This is a genomic window from Cytobacillus gottheilii, from assembly GCF_018582665.1.
Lineage (GTDB): Bacteria > Bacillota > Bacilli > Bacillales > Cytobacillaceae > Cytobacillus > Cytobacillus gottheilii.
The window spans coordinates 100,001-116,698 of record NZ_CP071709.1 but is presented as its reverse complement, the minus strand read 5'-3'; the positions used below and the strand labels follow the sequence as shown (position 1 = coordinate 116,698).

Below are 16,698 nucleotides of genomic sequence, written 5' to 3'. Positions count from 1 at the left end.
ACTTCATTTTCGTATTTTCTCTAAGCTGCTAATGAGCCATTAGCTATCTCGCTTTTTTAATAACACAACCGCCTGTGAAGCAATCCCTTCACCTCTGCCGGGAAAACCAAGCTTCTCAGTAGTAGTTGCCTTTACATTAATATTCTCAAGCTCTGTCTCGAGCAAAGACGCAATTCTTTCTCTCATTTTATCAATATGAGGAGCCATCTTTGGCATCTGGGCAATGATCGTACAATCCGCATTTACAAGCTCATAGCCTCTTTCTTTAACTAGCGCCCACACATGCTGCAGAAGCTTGGCAGAATCAGCATCCTTAAATTCAGGGTCTGTATCAGGAAAATGTTTTCCAATGTCCCCAGCTGCAATGGCACCTAAACAGGCATCGGCTACTGTATGCAATAGCACATCGGCATCCGAATGTCCTAATAATCCCTTTTCATATGGTATCTCAATCCCGCCGATGATAAGAGGTCTTCCTTCTGTCAGCTGATGTACATCAAATCCTTGTCCAATACGAAACATTTCATTCAACTCCTTGTTAGAAATATGCCTTAAGGTGTGTATATTTTGTAAAGCAGCAAGTCTCCCTCTATCCTATTGCAGGCGTATGGCGAAAGACTCTAATGAAAACGATCTTACTTTGAGGGCTAAGCGGAAAACCAGACATCAGTTTCCCTATTTGCCTTTCTTTTTACCTTGCATTCTCTTATTCATAATAGCTTCAGCAAAGTAAAGATCTTCCGGTGTCGTCAGCTTGATATTGTCATAACTGCCTTCAACAATTTTGATATTGCCATTTGTTCGTTCCACCAGACTTGCATCATCTGTTCCAACATAGCTTTCTCTTGCAGCTCGTTCATGTGCATCAAGCAGCATCGGCAGGCGGAATGCCTGAGGAGTTTGGACAGACCATAGCGATGCCCGTTCAACCGTTTCCGAAACCAAGCCTTCATTTGCTTTTTTCACGGTATCCTTCATAGGCACAGCTAAAATAGAGGCACCTGTTTCTTCTGCTGCCTCTACCAAGCGGCTAATGGCGTCTATTTCAACAAATGGCCTTGCTGCATCATGCACTAAAACGATGCCTTCCCCATTTAGTTCCTTCACCACATGATACACGCTATGCTGGCGTTCTTTTCCGCCATAGATCAGAGATGCAACTTTTTTAATCCCATATTTTCGCAAGAGCTTTTTCATTTCCTGTTCATCATCTGGGTGGATTGCAAGATGTACCGCTTTACAATTTCGATCTTGTTCAAACACCTTTAATGTATGTATAAGCACAGGGACTTCCCGAAGCTCGAGCAGCAGCTTGTTCTTACCCGCTTCCATTCTTTTACCTTGCCCGGCCGCAGGAATGATCACTTCATAACCCATCGTAATCTCCTATCCATTTGGTCAGTATCTACCTTTTATAACATCATCATTCTATCAGATAATCAATTCACTAGAAAGAGAGCAAAACAGCAATCCTTTATAATTCTCTGTTTTATCTGATGATGCCCCTAAAACTTATAGGATTTCTTAAGTAACTCCTCTAAAATTGACGCAATCTGCCGTTTTAATTCCCGACAATTTGAAAAGAGCTGTTAGCAAACAGCTCTATCAGTCACTTTAATATTATAATGCTTTTTCTAATAGTTTGGGTTTCGCAAATATCATTCTACCTGCAGAGGTTTGGAGAACACTTGTAACCAGAACATCAATATGTTTTCCAATATAATTGCGTCCTTCTTCAACGACAATCATCGTTCCGTCATCTAAATAAGCAATACCTTGGTTTTGCTCTTTTCCATCTTTAATGACTTGCACCTTCATTTCTTCCCCTGGAAGAACAACTGGTTTTACAGCGTTTGCAAGATCATTTATGTTAAGAACAGCTACCTTTTGCAATTCACATACTTTATTAAGATTAAAATCATTGGTGACGACAACACCATTAGATATTTTAGCTAGTTTAACAAGCTTGCTGTCTACTTCTTGAATTTCTTCAAAGTCACCTTCATAAATTTCAACCTTAATGGAAAGCTCCTTTTGAATACGGTTGAGTATATCTAAACCGCGGCGACCTCTATTTCGTTTAAGCACGTCAGATGAGTCTGCGATATGCTGCAGCTCCTCGAGAACAAATTGCGGAATCACAATCGTTCCTTCCAAAAAGCCTGTTTGGCAGATATCCGCGATACGGCCATCAATAATGACACTTGTATCTAGAATTTTCAGCGTTTTAGGGGCTGTTTTTTCCGATTCCTCTTCAGCCGCTTTCTTTTTCTTACTTGTAAATAGTGTTAATAGTTCATCCCGCTTCTTAAACCCTACCTGAAAGCCCAGATATCCAAATAGCAGTGTTAATACAATCGGTGCAACTGTATTTATAATAGGGAACTCAGAGAGCGCAAAACCAATAAGAAACGCAATCACAAGCCCAAATACTAATCCAACGCTTCCAAAAATAATATCAGTAATGGGAACCTTAACGAGCGATTCCTCTGTCCAGCGCACAAAGTTGACAACATAATCAACCGCCCAAAAAGTAATAAGATAAAATATAATGGCACCTAACACACCGGATATATATGGATTATTTAACCAAGAAACCCCGTCTAATGCAACAAACGATAATAATTGAGGAATTAAAAAGATTCCAAGCGCGACCCCAGTAATAAGGAAGCATGCCTGTACAATACGTTTTAACATTCCCTCACCTCCTTTTACTCATTATAAACAAATTTTCCAAATCGAAACCTTCTATTACAGATAATTTTATTTTTGTAACACAAATGTTATTCTACAAAACTAATTCACATTAAACTTTTTCCAGTTAAAAAGGTATACCACTAGGTTAGCACCTCACATCATAAGGTGTCAAATAATAACCAACCATTTTAGCATAACCAAATTTATAGTTCAATGGTCTCTATACATGTCTATCTAAAAAAACTTGTGTTTTAATACGCTTCAAGCCCTCTTTAATTTTTTTTGCTCTTACTTCGCCAATGCCATCAACATCATCTAATTCTTCAATGGTAGCACCCATAATATTTGGCAGCTCCTTAAATTGTTCTATTAGATTTGCGATAATAATGGATGGCATCCTTGCTACTTTATTTAGCATTCTGTATCCTCTTGGCTGCTTCATCTCTTCTAAATGAATGTATCCCTGATAACCAAGAAGTTTTAATATAACACTATCCTCTGCTCTTTCCCCATTTGAAATGCGCTGAAGAGAAGCGAGAACTTCTTTTGCATTCATACTGGGTGAAAAAGCATAATCCTTAATAATAAACTCAGCCTCTTTTTCTATTTCAGTCAAGAGCTCATCCATTTGCAGCCGAATTAACCTGCCTTCTGTGCCGAGTTCACACAGGAATGTCAGCAGTTCATTTTTAATTCTGAACACCATGGATACACTGTGCAGTACATTAACAAGATCAGCGTAAGTAACCGCTTCCTCAAATTCCAGCATACTTAAATCTGTTATTCTTTGTTCAAGGACAGCCTTATATTTCTCAAGTGTTTGTACAGCTACATTGGCTTTTGTTAAAATAACGCCTATGTCGCGGAGGGCATAACGCAATGAGCTTTGATAAAGAGTGATGACGTTTCTTCGCTGCGATACTGCAATGACCAGAGCACCTGTCTGCTTAGCAACACGCTCAGCCGTACGGTGCCGCATCCCTGTTTCGGTCGAAGGGATGCCCCGGTCTGGCGCAAGCTGAGCGTTCGCTACTAATATACGACTTCCTTCCTCGTTTAAAATAATCGCCCCATCCATCTTGGCCAGCTCATATAAATAACTGGGAGTAAACGGACAATCAATCTGAAAACCGCCTTCCACAATTCCTTCTGTCTGCTCTTTGGAGCCTAAGACGATCAGCCCTCCCGTATTGGCTCGCAGAACATTTTCAATCCCTTCCCGGATTGGTGTTCCAGGCGCCATAAACCGAAGGACTTTGGTGATCTTTTTTTCGTCCGTTTTTTTTGCTTCCATATTTACCTCCCTAGTGCTTCATTTAATGCCTCACTAACTGAGTTAACGCCTATTAGCTGAACACCTGCAGGAGCTTGCCAGCCTCCAATATTATTGGCGGGAAGGATTACTCTTTCAAAACCAAGCTTTGCAGCTTCTTGAACACGCTGTTCAATTCGGGACACGCGGCGGACCTCACCTGTTAACCCTACCTCTCCAATGACGCAGTCGGTTGCACGGGTCGGTTTATCCCGGAAGCTTGAGGCGATGCTTACTGCTACGGCTAAGTCAATGGCCGGTTCATCGAGCTTTACACCGCCGGCTACTTTTAAATATGCGTCTTGATTCTGAAGAAGAAGACCTACTCTTTTTTCTAAAACCGCCATTAATAAAGGAACTCGATTATGGTCAATGCCTGTTGCCATTCTTCTTGGATTCCCAAAGCTAGTCGGTGAAATCAGCGCTTGAATTTCCACTAAAACCGGACGAGTTCCTTCCATTGAAGCAACAACCGTGGAACCTGCTGCACCTTCAGACCTCTCCTCAAGGAAAATCTCAGACGGATTTGCCACTTCTTCAAGTCCCATTTCTTTCATTTCAAAAATGCCCATTTCGTTTGTAGAACCGAATCGGTTTTTCACGGCACGCAAAATCCGGTATGTGTGATGGCGCTCCCCTTCAAAATAAAGAACAGTATCCACCATATGCTCTAATAAACGCGGTCCAGCAATCGAGCCTTCTTTTGTCACATGGCCAACAATAAAGATAGCAATCCCTTTTGTTTTCGCGATTCTCATTAATTCCGCCGTACACTCGCGTACTTGTGAAACGCTTCCAGGTGCCGATGTAACCTCAGGATGGTAAATCGTTTGAATGGAATCAACGATCACAAAGGCAGGATTTGTCTGTTCAATGGTTCTGCTGATTTCTTCAAGACTTGTTTCAGAGTAAACAAGCAGCTGCTCAGACGTAATACTGAGGCGATCTGCCCGCAGCTTTGTCTGTCTCATCGATTCCTCCCCGGATATGTATAAAACCGAGTGGTTCTTTTTCGCAAGCTGTGAAGAGACTTGAAGGAGCAAAGTCGACTTCCCGATTCCTGGGTCTCCTCCTATTAAAACGAGTGATCCCCTAACAACACCGCCACCAAGTACCCTATTTAATTCCTGTGATTCTGTCAGTACCCGTGGTTCTGATATCGTTTCAATTGTCGTAATCGGAGTAGCTTTCGAGGCTGTTGCCATTCCCTGAGAGTGAGCAAATGCTCCTCTTCTTGAATTAGCGGGTTTTTCAACTTCCTCCACCATTTTATTCCACTCACCGCAGCCTGGGCATTTCCCCATCCATTTTGGTGATTCATATCCGCATTCCTGACACATAAATTTCGTTTTCCGTTTTGCCATTACTTTCCCCTTCTTCCATACATCTATATATATTTCACAAATATAACAATTATCATTGATTCCAGTTAAATACTTATTGATGATTTATAACTATAACAGACAGGCTATGGAAAGAGAACTAAAGTGATAAAAAGATAAAACAGGGGGACAGGGAAGGAAGGACTATCAGAATCAGCCCCATTATTACTGAAGTCATTCAGAAGGATATTACTTATAAAAAAGGCACACGAAAATTTGTTCGTGTACCTCAATAAACTTATGCTTTATTTAAATTTGCTGTCCCGCTTGCTTCAGCTGTCTTAACGGTAAACTCGCCATTTTCGACATCAATGACAACATTCTGACCTGTAAATACAGTTCCTTTTAAAAGCTCTTCAGAAAGACGATCTTCGATATGCTTTTGAATCGCACGGCGCAATGGTCTTGCTCCATACTCTGGATCATAGCCTTCTTCCGCGATTTTCGCCTTAGCAGCTTCAGTAAGATCCAGCTGAATTTCTTGTTCATGCAGGCGTTTAGTCAATGAATCTGACATGAGCGAAACAATTTCCTGCAGATGTTTCTTTTCTAGTGCGTGGAAAACAATGATTTCATCAATACGGTTCAGGAATTCTGGACGGAATGCTTTTTTCAGCTCCTCCATTACTTTTCCTTTCATATCTTTGTAATCCTGATCTCCTTCTTGAACATTGAAACCTACATATTTGTTGCGTTTTAGAGCTTCTGCTCCAACATTTGAAGTCATGATTAAGACTGTATTACGGAAATCAACCGTCCTGCCTTTTGAGTCTGTCAGTCTTCCGTCCTCTAATACTTGCAGAAGAATATTAAATACATCTGGGTGTGCTTTTTCAATTTCGTCGAGCAGGACAACAGAGTATGGCTTTCTGCGCACTTTTTCTGTCAGCTGGCCGCCCTCATCATAACCAACATAGCCTGGAGGAGAACCAACTAAACGAGAAGTCGAATGTTTCTCCATATACTCGGACATATCAATGCGGATCATTGCCTCTTCATCACCGAACATAGCCTCTGCCAGCGCTCTAGCCAATTCTGTTTTCCCTACTCCTGTTGGTCCAAGGAACACAAATGATCCGATTGGACGTTTAGGATCTTTTAATCCAGCACGTGCACGGCGTACAGCCTTAGAGATTGCTTTAACAGCTTCCTCTTGTCCAATGACACGGGAATGAAGAATTTCTTCTAAGTTAAGCAATTTTTGCGTTTCTGTTTCTGCCAGCTTAGATACTGGAATTCCTGTCCAGCTAGCAACAACATGTGCAATATCCTCAACGGTTACTTCGCTATTTTCTTTGCCCTGCTTTTCTTTCCAAGTTTTCTTGGTTTCTTCCAGCTGTTCGCGCAGGCGCTGTTCTGTATCACGCAATGATGCTGCTTTTTCAAATTCTTGGCTTTGTACGGCTGCATCCTTTTCTTTGCGGACATCTTCAAGCTTAACTTCAAGCTCCTTCAAGTTTGGAGGAGTCGTATAAGATCTCAATCTTACCTTTGAACCGGCTTCATCAATTAAATCAATTGCCTTATCTGGTAAGAAACGGTCAGAAATATAACGATCCGAAAATTTAACCGCTGCTTCAATCGCCTGATCTGAAATGGTTACACGGTGATGCGCCTCATAACGGTCTCTTAATCCTTTCAAGATTTGAACAGATTCATCGGACGTCGGCTCATCAACTGTAATCGGCTGGAAGCGGCGTTCAAGTGCTGCATCCTTTTCAATGTACTTGCGATATTCATCAAGCGTTGTAGCACCAATACATTGCAATTCACCACGCGCAAGGGATGGTTTTAATATATTTGAAGCATCAATGGCACCTTCTGCACCACCAGCACCAATCAAGGTGTGAAGTTCATCAATGAATAAGATGATGTTGCCGGCCTGGCGAATTTCATCCATTACTTTCTTCAATCTATCTTCAAATTCACCGCGGTATTTTGTCCCAGCAACAACAGTACCCATATCTAGAGTCATAACTCTTTTATCGCGCAGTGTCTCTGGCACTTCATTATTGATAATTTGCTGTGCTAATCCTTCAGCAATGGCTGTTTTACCAACCCCTGGTTCACCAATTAAAACAGGATTGTTTTTTGTACGACGGCTAAGTACTTCAATGACACGCTGAATTTCTTTACTGCGCCCAATAACAGGGTCAAGACTTCCTTCTCTTGCAATCGCAGTTAAATCTCTGGCTAATCCATCAAGAGTTGGTGTATTGGCATTTGCTGATGCACCGCCTTGATGGCCTCCAGATTCATTGCTTCCTAAAAGCTGAAGCACTTGCTGTCTCGCTTTATTTAAGCTGACGCCCAGGTTATTTAGTACACGTGCAGCAACACCTTCTCCTTCACGAATTAACCCAAGAAGAATATGTTCTGTCCCTACATAGGAGTGTCCCAGCTTTCTTGCTTCATCCATTGATAATTCAATTACTTTTTTTGCTCTTGGCGTATAATGCGGTGATTGTGAGACTTCCTGTCCTCGTCCAATTAAACTCTCTACCTCAGTCTGAATTTTCTCAGAACCTAGTCCTAGAGCATATAATGCCTTTGCCGCAATTCCCTCTCCTTCTCGAACCAAACCGAGCAGGATATGTTCTGTTCCAATATTATTATGTCCAAGGCGGATTGCTTCCTCTTGTGCTAATGCAAGTACCTTTTGCGCTCTTTCAGTAAATCGTCCGAACATCATATGATTATCCTCCCAACTATTTGCTTTCCATTTGTAATCTTTCCCGAATGAGTGTTGCTCTGCGGATATCTCTTTCCTGTGGTCTCAAAGGTCCGCCAGCATATTGCTGTAAAAAGCCCGGCTGAGTCAAAATCATAAGCTCATTTAAAATATTTTCAGATACATTTTCAATGTATCCCATATCAATGCCAAGGCGAACATCAGACAAACAGCGTGCCGCCTCTTTTGTTTCAATGATTCTGCAATTCAGGAGAGTCCCATATGAACGGAAAACTCTGTCTTCTAATTGTATGTTAGAAGTCTTTGCTAATGCTTCCCTTGCTGACCTTTCCTGTGAAATTAATTGACTGACAACACTTTTCAAGTCTTCGGCAATATCTTCTTCGGATTTACCTAACGTCATCTGATTTGAAACTTGAAAGATGTTCCCTAATGCTTCGCTGCCTTCCCCATAAATTCCTCTAACAACTAAACCAAGTTGATTAATTGCAGGGATAATTCGATTGATCTGCTGTGTTAATACAAGACCAGGCAAGTGCATCATAACAGAAGCACGAATACCGGTTCCTACATTGGTAGGACAGCTGGTTAGAAAACCAACCTTTTCATTAAAAGCATAATCAATTTCTTCCTCAAGCCAATTGTCAATTGTATTCGCCATCTGCAGTGCTTCTAATAACTGAAAACCTGGGTATAGACATTGAATGCGTATATGATCCTCTTCATTAATCATGATACTAATCTCTTCACTTTCTGATAGGAGACAAGCACCATGTGTAGAGTTTTCCGCTAAGTGCGGGCTAATTAAATGCTTCTCCATTAATACCCTTTTCTGCAGCGGCTGCAGTTCATCCATAAGCAGCAATTCCAAGTGTTTATCTTCTATTTCTCCAGGATGTTCTAAACGTTTTTTGACTTGATTAATAACGGCTTCAGCCTCATCCTTTTCAAACAATGTGGGAAATCTATATTGCTTAAGATTTCGAGCAAGCCGAATTCGAGAACTTAAGACTATGTCTGAATCCGGTCCCTCCGTACTCATCCAGGAGCTAATCGCCTGGTTAATAAAACGCTCCAACGACAAGTTATTCTCCCTCCTCATGAGCGGAATTCAGCTCTTTTTCTAACTTTCTTATCTCATCTCTAGTCAATGCTGCTTCTTCAAATTCCTCGTTCGCAATGTATTCTTTCATTTTCTGCTTGAGTTCTTCGATATTCTTTCGTAAATGGATACTTCCTCCGATTCTGGCGGGGATTTTTCCATTATGTGTTTCGTTTCCGCTATGAAGCCTTTTAAAAATAGGAGGAAGCTGTTCACTAAATGTTTCATAGCATTCTGCACAGCCAAACCTGCCAATCTTAATAAATTGCTTATATGTCATAGAGCAATTAGGGCATTGAATGACCTTTTCATTCTGAAAGGCATTTTGGCTGCTGCCCTGATAAGCTGGCTGTACATTAAGAAGTCCTGCCAAGAGATTATGAATGGAGTAGTTCTGTCCATTATTGAACATAAACATCTCCCCTTTTTCTGCCGCACATTTTTCACATAGCTGAAATTCTGCTTTTTCGCCATTTACTATTTTCGTAAAGTGCAAGGTAGCTGGTCTTTGATTGCATTCCTGACAAACCATTGGTTCCCCTCCAACCTGCTGTTTATTTATATTTCAAGGTTGTAAGCATTGCTTTTAACATACGTGCTCGAAGTTCATCTCTATAGGGCAGGTCTATATATAGTACCGATCGATCAATGACACTTAGCATGATTTTTGCTTCCCTTTTTGAGACAATTTCTTCTTCAACAAGTCTGTATATAACATTTTCAGCACTATTCTGGGCTATTCGTGAATCGATTATGGAGATTAGCTGATCAATTAAATGTGCGTAATCATAAGACTGCACCTTCATGATCCTTATATAACCTCCTCCTCCGCGTTTACTTTCCACCATATACCCTTTCTCGATTGTAAACCGAGTATTGATAACATAATTTATTTGAGAAGGTACGCATTGAAACTTGTCTGCAATCTCACTTCTTTTAATCTCAACAATCTCCTGCTCGCTCAAGTCTAAAACTTGTTTCAGGTAGTTTTCAATGATGTCCGATATATTTCTCACCCGGCCACCCCCTATCTGACTTTGACTATATTTGACTTATATTATACATGATCTATGTAATAGGTTGCAACGAACTAGCATTAAACATTTTCCCCTAAATTTTTGTTCTTCAAACCTCGAATTAGGAAGGAAAAGTTTGATTTTATTCTTTGAAGTTAAAATATTGGAATAATGTAATTTTTGCCGTGTTAAATATTCAAAGGGAATTAGGAGCTGTTTTTCAGAAAAGGGGGCAGCTCTACGTGGTTTTGGACTTAAGGTTAGATAAATTATTATAATTAAGCAGCACTTATTAATTAAAAAACAAAGATTTTAATTAAAAACTACAAAAAAAGCACATCCATACAGATGTACTTTTTCATGTTGCCCGGCAGCGTCCTACTCTCACAAGGGGACAGCCCCTAACTACCATTGGCGCTGAGAAGCTTAACTTCCGTGTTCGGGAGGGACGGGTGTGACCTTCTCGCTATCATCGTTCGGAAATCGATAACCTTCACATCTCTTCGTCATCTCACTCATCAAGGTCCTCACGTACCAACTACGTACGCTCCGGCCTTTCCTCAATCGATTCCTCGACCTGTTCGCTTCTCGCTTCCCTCACAGTTTGGTAAAAAGATAAGTTGAGCAAACTTACATTTTTAAGACTATACCTTGCGGCATTTTAGGTCCTTCCTCCAATGCCACTACATGCACTGGCTCTCCAATGTTTCTCGAAGTTAAACAGTCGTCTTCAATTTAGAATTTAAACTACAAAAAAAGCACATCCATACAGATGTACTTTTTCATGTTGCCCGGCAGCGTCCTACTCTCACAAGGGGACAGCCCCTAACTACCATTGGCGCTGAGAAGCTTAACTTCCGTGTTCGGGATGGGAACGGGTGTGACCTTCTCGCTATCGCCACCGGACTATTTAATTGAAGAAAGGTTATTCCTTCAAAACTAGATAATGTTAGAAGAAGAAAACAGTAATGCCATTGTGTGGTTAAGTCCTCGAACGATTAGTATCAGTCAGCTGCACGTGTCGCCACGCTTCCACCTCTGACCTATCAACCTGATCATCTTTCAGGGTTCTTACTAGCTTGACGCTATGGGAAATCTCATCTCGAGGGGGGCTTCATGCTTAGATGCTTTCAGCACTTATCCCTTCCGCACATAGCTACCCAGCGATGCCCTTGGCAGAACAACTGGTACACCAGCGGTGCGTCCATCCCGGTCCTCTCGTACTAAGGACAGCTCCTCTCAAATTTCCTGCGCCCACGACGGATAGGGACCGAACTGTCTCACGACGTTCTGAACCCAGCTCGCGTACCGCTTTAATGGGCGAACAGCCCAACCCTTGGGACCGACTACAGCCCCAGGATGCGATGAGCCGACATCGAGGTGCCAAACCTCCCCGTCGATGTGGACTCTTGGGGGAGATAAGCCTGTTATCCCCGGGGTAGCTTTTATCCGTTGAGCGATGGCCCTTCCATGCGGAACCACCGGATCACTAAGCCCGACTTTCGTCCCTGCTCGACTTGTAGGTCTCGCAGTCAAGCTCCCTTGTGCCTTTACACTCTACGAATGATTTCCAACCATTCTGAGGGAACCTTTGGGCGCCTCCGTTACTTTTTAGGAGGCGACCGCCCCAGTCAAACTGCCCACCTGACACTGTCTCCCGCCCCGATCAGGGGCGCGGGTTAGAATTTCAATACAGCCAGGGTAGTATCCCACCGACGCCTCCACCGAAGCTGGCGCTCCGGTTTCTCAGGCTCCTACCTATCCTGTACAAGCTGTACCAAAATTCAATATCAGGCTACAGTAAAGCTCCACGGGGTCTTTCCGTCCTGTCGCGGGTAACCTGCATCTTCACAGGTACTATAATTTCACCGAGTCTCTCGTTGAGACAGTGCCCAGATCGTTACGCCTTTCGTGCGGGTCGGAACTTACCCGACAAGGAATTTCGCTACCTTAGGACCGTTATAGTTACGGCCGCCGTTTACTGGGGCTTCGATTCAGAGCTTCGCTTGCGCTAACCCCTCCTCTTAACCTTCCAGCACCGGGCAGGCGTCAGCCCCTATACTTCGCCTTGCGGCTTCGCAGAGACCTGTGTTTTTGCTAAACAGTCGCCTGGGCCTATTCACTGCGGCTCATCAAGGCTTTAACACCCTAATGAGCACCCCTTCTCCCGAAGTTACGGGGTCATTTTGCCGAGTTCCTTAACGAGAGTTCTCTCGCTCACCTTAGGATTCTCTCCTCGCCTACCTGTGTCGGTTTGCGGTACGGGCACCTAATCCTCGCTAGAGGCTTTTCTTGGCAGTGTGGAATCAAGAACTTCGGTACTATATTTCCCTCGCCGTCACAGCTCAGCCGTATGCAAGCGGGATTTGCCTCACTTGCAGCCTAACTGCTTGGACGCGCTAATCCAACAGCGCGCTTACCCTATCCTCCTGCGTCCCCCCATCACTCAAACGGATTTTGGTGGTACAGGAATATCAACCTGTTGTCCATCGCCTACGCTTTTCAGCCTCGGCTTAGGTCCCGACTAACCCTGAGCGGACGAGCCTTCCTCAGGAAACCTTAGGCATTCGGTGGATGGGATTCTCACCCATCTTTCGCTACTCATACCGGCATTCTCACTTCTAAGCGCTCCACCAGTCCTTACGGTCTAGCTTCAACGCCCTTAGAACGCTCTCCTACCACGGACACCTAATGGTGTCCATCCACAGCTTCGGTGATACGTTTAGCCCCGGTACATTTTCGGCGCGGAGTCACTCGACCAGTGAGCTATTACGCACTCTTTAAATGGTGGCTGCTTCTAAGCCAACATCCTGGTTGTCTAAGCAACTCCACATCCTTTTCCACTTAACGTATACTTTGGGACCTTAGCTGGTGGTCTGGGCTGTTTCCCTCTTGACTACGGATCTTATCACTCGCAGTCTGACTCCCATGGATAAGTCTTTGGCATTCGGAGTTTGTCTGAATTCGGTAACCCGATGAGGGCCCCTAGTCCAAACAGTGCTCTACCTCCAAGACTCTTACTACATGAGGCTAGCCCTAAAGCTATTTCGGAGAGAACCAGCTATCTCCAAGTTCGATTGGAATTTCTCCGCTACCCACACCTCATCCCCGCACTTTTCAACGTGCGTGGGTTCGGTCCTCCATTCAGTGTTACCTGAACTTCAACCTGGACATGGGTAGATCACCTGGTTTCGGGTCTACGACCACATACTCATTCGCCCTATTCAGACTCGCTTTCGCTGCGGCTCCGTCTTATCAACTTAACCTTGCATGTAATCGTAACTCGCCGGTTCATTCTACAAAAGGCACGCCATCACCCGTAAATGGGCTCTGACTACTTGTAGGCACACGGTTTCAGGAACTATTTCACTCCCCTTCCGGGGTGCTTTTCACCTTTCCCTCACGGTACTGGTTCACTATCGGTCACTAGGGAGTATTTAGCCTTGGGAGATGGTCCTCCCTGCTTCCGACGGGATTTCTCGTGTCCCGCCGTACTCAGGATCCACTCTGGAGGGAACGAAGTTTCAACTACAGGGCTTTTACCTTCTCTGGCCGGCCTTTCCAGACCTGTTCACTTACCTCGCTCCTTTGTAACTCCGTGTAGAGTGTCCTACAACCCCAAGAGGCAAGCCTCTTGGTTTGGGCTAATCCCGTTTCGCTCGCCGCTACTCAGGGAATCGCGTTTGCTTTCTCTTCCTCCGGGTACTTAGATGTTTCAGTTCCCCGGGTCTGCCTTCAATACCCTATGTATTCAGGTAAAGATATCATCCCATTACGGATGATGGGTTCCCCCATTCGGAAATCTCCGGATCAAAGCTTACTTACAGCTCCCCGAAGCATATCGGTGTTAGTACCGTCCTTCATCGGCTCCTAGTGCCAAGGCATTCACCGTGCGCCCTTTCTAACTTAACCAGTGTTTATGGTTATGCTCTTACTTAAAATAAATAAGAGAGAAAAAACTAAGATGGCGATTACTTGGTAATCTTCTTCTATTGCATTATCTAGTTTTCAAGGAACAAGTTATAACGAGAGATTGCTCTCTCAAAACTGAACGAACAAATAAAGACGTCTTTTAATGAAGATAAACTTCATTTCATCCTTAGAAAGGAGGTGATCCAGCCGCACCTTCCGATACGGCTACCTTGTTACGACTTCACCCCAATCATCTGTCCCACCTTAGGCGGCTGGCTCCAAAAGGTTACCCCACCGACTTCGGGTGTTACAAACTCTCGTGGTGTGACGGGCGGTGTGTACAAGGCCCGGGAACGTATTCACCGCGGCATGCTGATCCGCGATTACTAGCGATTCCGGCTTCATGCAGGCGAGTTGCAGCCTGCAATCCGAACTGAGAATGGTTTTATGGGATTGGCTAAACCTCGCGGTCTTGCAGCCCTTTGTACCATCCATTGTAGCACGTGTGTAGCCCAGGTCATAAGGGGCATGATGATTTGACGTCATCCCCACCTTCCTCCGGTTTGTCACCGGCAGTCACCTTAGAGTGCCCAACTGAATGCTGGCAACTAAGATCAAGGGTTGCGCTCGTTGCGGGACTTAACCCAACATCTCACGACACGAGCTGACGACAACCATGCACCACCTGTCACTCTGTCCCCCGAAGGGGAACGTCCTATCTCTAGGAGTGTCAGAGGATGTCAAGACCTGGTAAGGTTCTTCGCGTTGCTTCGAATTAAACCACATGCTCCACCGCTTGTGCGGGCCCCCGTCAATTCCTTTGAGTTTCAGCCTTGCGGCCGTACTCCCCAGGCGGAGTGCTTAATGCGTTTGCTGCAGCACTAAAGGGCGGAAACCCTCTAACACTTAGCACTCATCGTTTACGGCGTGGACTACCAGGGTATCTAATCCTGTTCGCTCCCCACGCTTTCGCGCCTCAGCGTCAGTTACAGACCAGAGAGTCGCCTTCGCCACTGGTGTTCCTCCACATCTCTACGCATTTCACCGCTACACGTGGAATTCCACTCTCCTCTTCTGCACTCAAGTCCCCCAGTTTCCAATGACCCTCCACGGTTGAGCCGTGGGCTTTCACATCAGACTTAAAGGACCGCCTGCGCGCGCTTTACGCCCAATAATTCCGGACAACGCTTGCCACCTACGTATTACCGCGGCTGCTGGCACGTAGTTAGCCGTGGCTTTCTGGTTAGGTACCGTCAAGGTACCGGCAGTTACTCCGGTACTTGTTCTTCCCTAACAACAGAGTTTTACGATCCGAAAACCTTCATCACTCACGCGGCGTTGCTCCGTCAGACTTTCGTCCATTGCGGAAGATTCCCTACTGCTGCCTCCCGTAGGAGTCTGGGCCGTGTCTCAGTCCCAGTGTGGCCGATCACCCTCTCAGGTCGGCTACGCATCGTTGCCTTGGTGAGCCGTTACCTCACCAACTAGCTAATGCGCCGCGGGCCCATCTGTAAGTGATAGCCGAAACCATCTTTCAGCTTAAGGACATGAGTCCAAAAGCATTATCCGGTATTAGCTCCGGTTTCCCGAAGTTATCCCAGTCTTACAGGCAGGTTGCCCACGTGTTACTCACCCGTCCGCCGCTGACTTCAGGGAGCAAGCTCCCATCTGTCCGCTCGACTTGCATGTATTAGGCACGCCGCCAGCGTTCGTCCTGAGCCAGGATCAAACTCTCCAAGAAAGAGTTGATTAGCTCTTGTGTACATAATGTACATTGTTGATTCCGAAGAATCTTTTTTAAACGTTGACGTTTTATTGTTCGTTCAGTTTTCAAAGAGCAATTTGTTCGCCTTTCAAAAAAGCGACTTCGTTATCTTATCATCTGTATATTGATAAGTCAACATGTTTTTTTAAAAAAGTTTTGGTGGAGCCTAGCGGGATCGAACCGCTGACCTCCTGCGTGCAAGGCAGGCGCTCTCCCAGCTGAGCTAAGGCCCCATATGGGTATTTAAATGAATGGTCGGGAAGACAGGATTCGAACCTGCGACCCCTTGGTCCCAAACCAAGTGCTCTACCAAGCTGAGCTACTCCCCGAAATATATGGCGCGCCCGAAAGGAGTCGAACCCATAACCTTCTGATCCGTAGTCAGACGCTCTATCCAATTGAGCTACGGGCGCATATTAAAATGTTTACTGGTGCCGAGGACCGGAATCGAACCGGTACGGTAGTCACCTACCGCAGGATTTTAAGTCCTGTGCGTCTGCCAGTTCCGCCACCCCGGCAAAAACTTGGAGCGGAAGACGGGATTCGAACCCGCGACCCCCACCTTGGCAAGGTGGTGTTCTACCACTGAACTACTTCCGCAATTTATAAATGGTGCGGGTGAAGGGAGTCGAACCCCCACGCCTTGCGGCGCCAGATCCTAAGTCTGGTGCGTCTGCCAATTCCGCCACACCCGCATATTTAAATGGTGAGCCATGAAGGACTCGAACCTTCGACCCTCTGATTAAAAGTCAGATGCTCTACCGACTGAGCTAATGGCTCGTACAAATGGTGCCGGCGAGAGGACTTGAACCCCCAACCT

9 protein-coding genes, 8 tRNA genes and 4 rRNA genes (1 of these 21 running past the window's edge) are annotated in these 16,698 nt (G+C 44.7%); all 21 read right to left on the bottom strand.

Annotation, left to right across the window (positions count from 1 at the left end; all coding sequences use genetic code 11):
• Positions 1-39: 39 nt before the first annotated feature.
• Positions 40-522 carry a 2-C-methyl-D-erythritol 2,4-cyclodiphosphate synthase gene (gene ispF, locus J1899_RS00600; protein ID WP_066441636.1) on the bottom strand — a complete coding sequence of 161 codons (483 nt, stop codon included), beginning with the start codon at positions 520-522 and terminating at the stop codon, positions 40-42.
• 153 nt (positions 523-675) lie between these two features.
• Entirely contained in the window at positions 676-1,377 is a 702-nt protein-coding gene (ispD, locus tag J1899_RS00595; protein ID WP_066441637.1) for a 2-C-methyl-D-erythritol 4-phosphate cytidylyltransferase, read from the bottom strand.
• A gap of 243 nt (positions 1,378-1,620) precedes the next feature.
• Positions 1,621-2,697 (bottom strand): PIN/TRAM domain-containing protein, encoded by a 1,077-nt coding sequence (locus tag J1899_RS00590; RefSeq protein ID WP_066441638.1) that lies wholly within the window; start codon positions 2,695-2,697, stop codon positions 1,621-1,623.
• A 220-nt stretch (positions 2,698-2,917) separates the two neighbouring features.
• The gene (disA, locus tag J1899_RS00585) at positions 2,918-3,991 is read right to left on the bottom strand and encodes a DNA integrity scanning diadenylate cyclase DisA (RefSeq protein WP_214476885.1); all 1,074 of its coding nucleotides are present in this window, start codon (positions 3,989-3,991) and stop codon (positions 2,918-2,920) included.
• Between the two features lie 2 nt (positions 3,992-3,993).
• Positions 3,994-5,373: a DNA repair protein RadA gene (gene radA / locus J1899_RS00580; RefSeq protein WP_214476882.1), complete on the bottom strand. Its 1,380-nt coding sequence runs from the start codon at positions 5,371-5,373 to the stop codon at positions 3,994-3,996.
• Between the two features lie 256 nt (positions 5,374-5,629).
• The gene (gene clpC, locus J1899_RS00575; RefSeq protein ID WP_214476881.1) at positions 5,630-8,083 is read right to left on the bottom strand and encodes an ATP-dependent protease ATP-binding subunit ClpC; all 2,454 of its coding nucleotides are present in this window, start codon (positions 8,081-8,083) and stop codon (positions 5,630-5,632) included.
• A 16-nt stretch (positions 8,084-8,099) separates the two neighbouring features.
• Entirely contained in the window at positions 8,100-9,167 is a 1,068-nt protein-coding gene (gene mcsB / locus J1899_RS00570; RefSeq protein WP_080849060.1) for a protein-arginine kinase McsB, read from the bottom strand.
• Between the two features lies 1 nt (position 9,168).
• Positions 9,169-9,717, bottom strand: coding sequence for a protein-arginine kinase activator protein McsA (gene mcsA / locus J1899_RS00565; RefSeq protein WP_214476879.1), 549 nt, complete (start codon positions 9,715-9,717; stop codon positions 9,169-9,171).
• Positions 9,718-9,739: 22 nt separating this feature from the next.
• Positions 9,740-10,201 (bottom strand): CtsR family transcriptional regulator, encoded by a 462-nt coding sequence (locus tag J1899_RS00560; RefSeq protein WP_066441654.1) that lies wholly within the window; start codon positions 10,199-10,201, stop codon positions 9,740-9,742.
• 365 nt (positions 10,202-10,566) lie between these two features.
• Positions 10,567-10,681, bottom strand: a 5S ribosomal RNA gene (gene rrf / locus J1899_RS00555).
• Positions 10,682-10,990: 309 nt separating this feature from the next.
• Positions 10,991-11,107: ribosomal RNA gene (gene rrf, locus J1899_RS00550) — 5S ribosomal RNA — on the bottom strand.
• A 72-nt stretch (positions 11,108-11,179) separates the two neighbouring features.
• Positions 11,180-14,113: ribosomal RNA gene (locus tag J1899_RS00545) — 23S ribosomal RNA — on the bottom strand.
• Positions 14,114-14,304: 191 nt separating this feature from the next.
• A 16S ribosomal RNA gene (locus tag J1899_RS00540) occupies positions 14,305-15,854 on the bottom strand.
• Together the 16S, 23S and 5S rRNA genes with 8 tRNA genes alongside form the textbook arrangement of a ribosomal RNA operon.
• 181 nt (positions 15,855-16,035) lie before the next feature.
• Positions 16,036-16,111 (bottom strand) — tRNA-Ala (locus tag J1899_RS00535).
• A 19-nt stretch (positions 16,112-16,130) separates the two neighbouring features.
• A tRNA-Pro gene (locus J1899_RS00530) sits at positions 16,131-16,207 on the bottom strand.
• 7 nt (positions 16,208-16,214) lie between these two features.
• Positions 16,215-16,291: transfer RNA gene (locus J1899_RS00525), tRNA-Arg, on the bottom strand.
• Between the two features lie 16 nt (positions 16,292-16,307).
• A tRNA-Leu gene (locus J1899_RS00520) sits at positions 16,308-16,396 on the bottom strand.
• Between the two features lie 7 nt (positions 16,397-16,403).
• Positions 16,404-16,478, bottom strand: a tRNA-Gly gene (locus J1899_RS00515).
• A 10-nt stretch (positions 16,479-16,488) separates the two neighbouring features.
• Positions 16,489-16,573: transfer RNA gene (locus J1899_RS00510), tRNA-Leu, on the bottom strand.
• Positions 16,574-16,582: 9 nt separating this feature from the next.
• Positions 16,583-16,658: transfer RNA gene (locus J1899_RS00505), tRNA-Lys, on the bottom strand.
• 7 nt (positions 16,659-16,665) lie between these two features.
• Positions 16,666-16,698: transfer RNA gene (locus J1899_RS00500), tRNA-Thr, on the bottom strand (it continues 43 nt past the right edge of the window).

What these genes read in the sequence shown, in the direction of transcription:
- ispF (WP_066441636.1), bottom strand. Translation starts at nt 522, where the DNA reads ATGTTTCGTATTGGACAAGGATTTGATGTACATCAGCTGACAGAAGGA.
- ispD (WP_066441637.1), bottom strand. Translation starts at nt 1,377, where the DNA reads ATGGGTTATGAAGTGATCATTCCTGCGGCCGGGCAAGGTAAAAGAATG.
- J1899_RS00590 (WP_066441638.1), bottom strand. Translation starts at nt 2,697, where the DNA reads ATGTTAAAACGTATTGTACAGGCATGCTTCCTTATTACTGGGGTCGCG.
- disA (WP_214476885.1), bottom strand. Translation starts at nt 3,991, where the DNA reads ATGGAAGCAAAAAAAACGGACGAAAAAAAGATCACCAAAGTCCTTCGG.
- radA (WP_214476882.1), bottom strand. Translation starts at nt 5,373, where the DNA reads ATGGCAAAACGGAAAACGAAATTTATGTGTCAGGAATGCGGATATGAA.
- clpC (WP_214476881.1), bottom strand. Translation starts at nt 8,083, where the DNA reads ATGATGTTCGGACGATTTACTGAAAGAGCGCAAAAGGTACTTGCATTA.
- mcsA (WP_214476879.1), bottom strand. Translation starts at nt 9,717, where the DNA reads ATGGTTTGTCAGGAATGCAATCAAAGACCAGCTACCTTGCACTTTACG.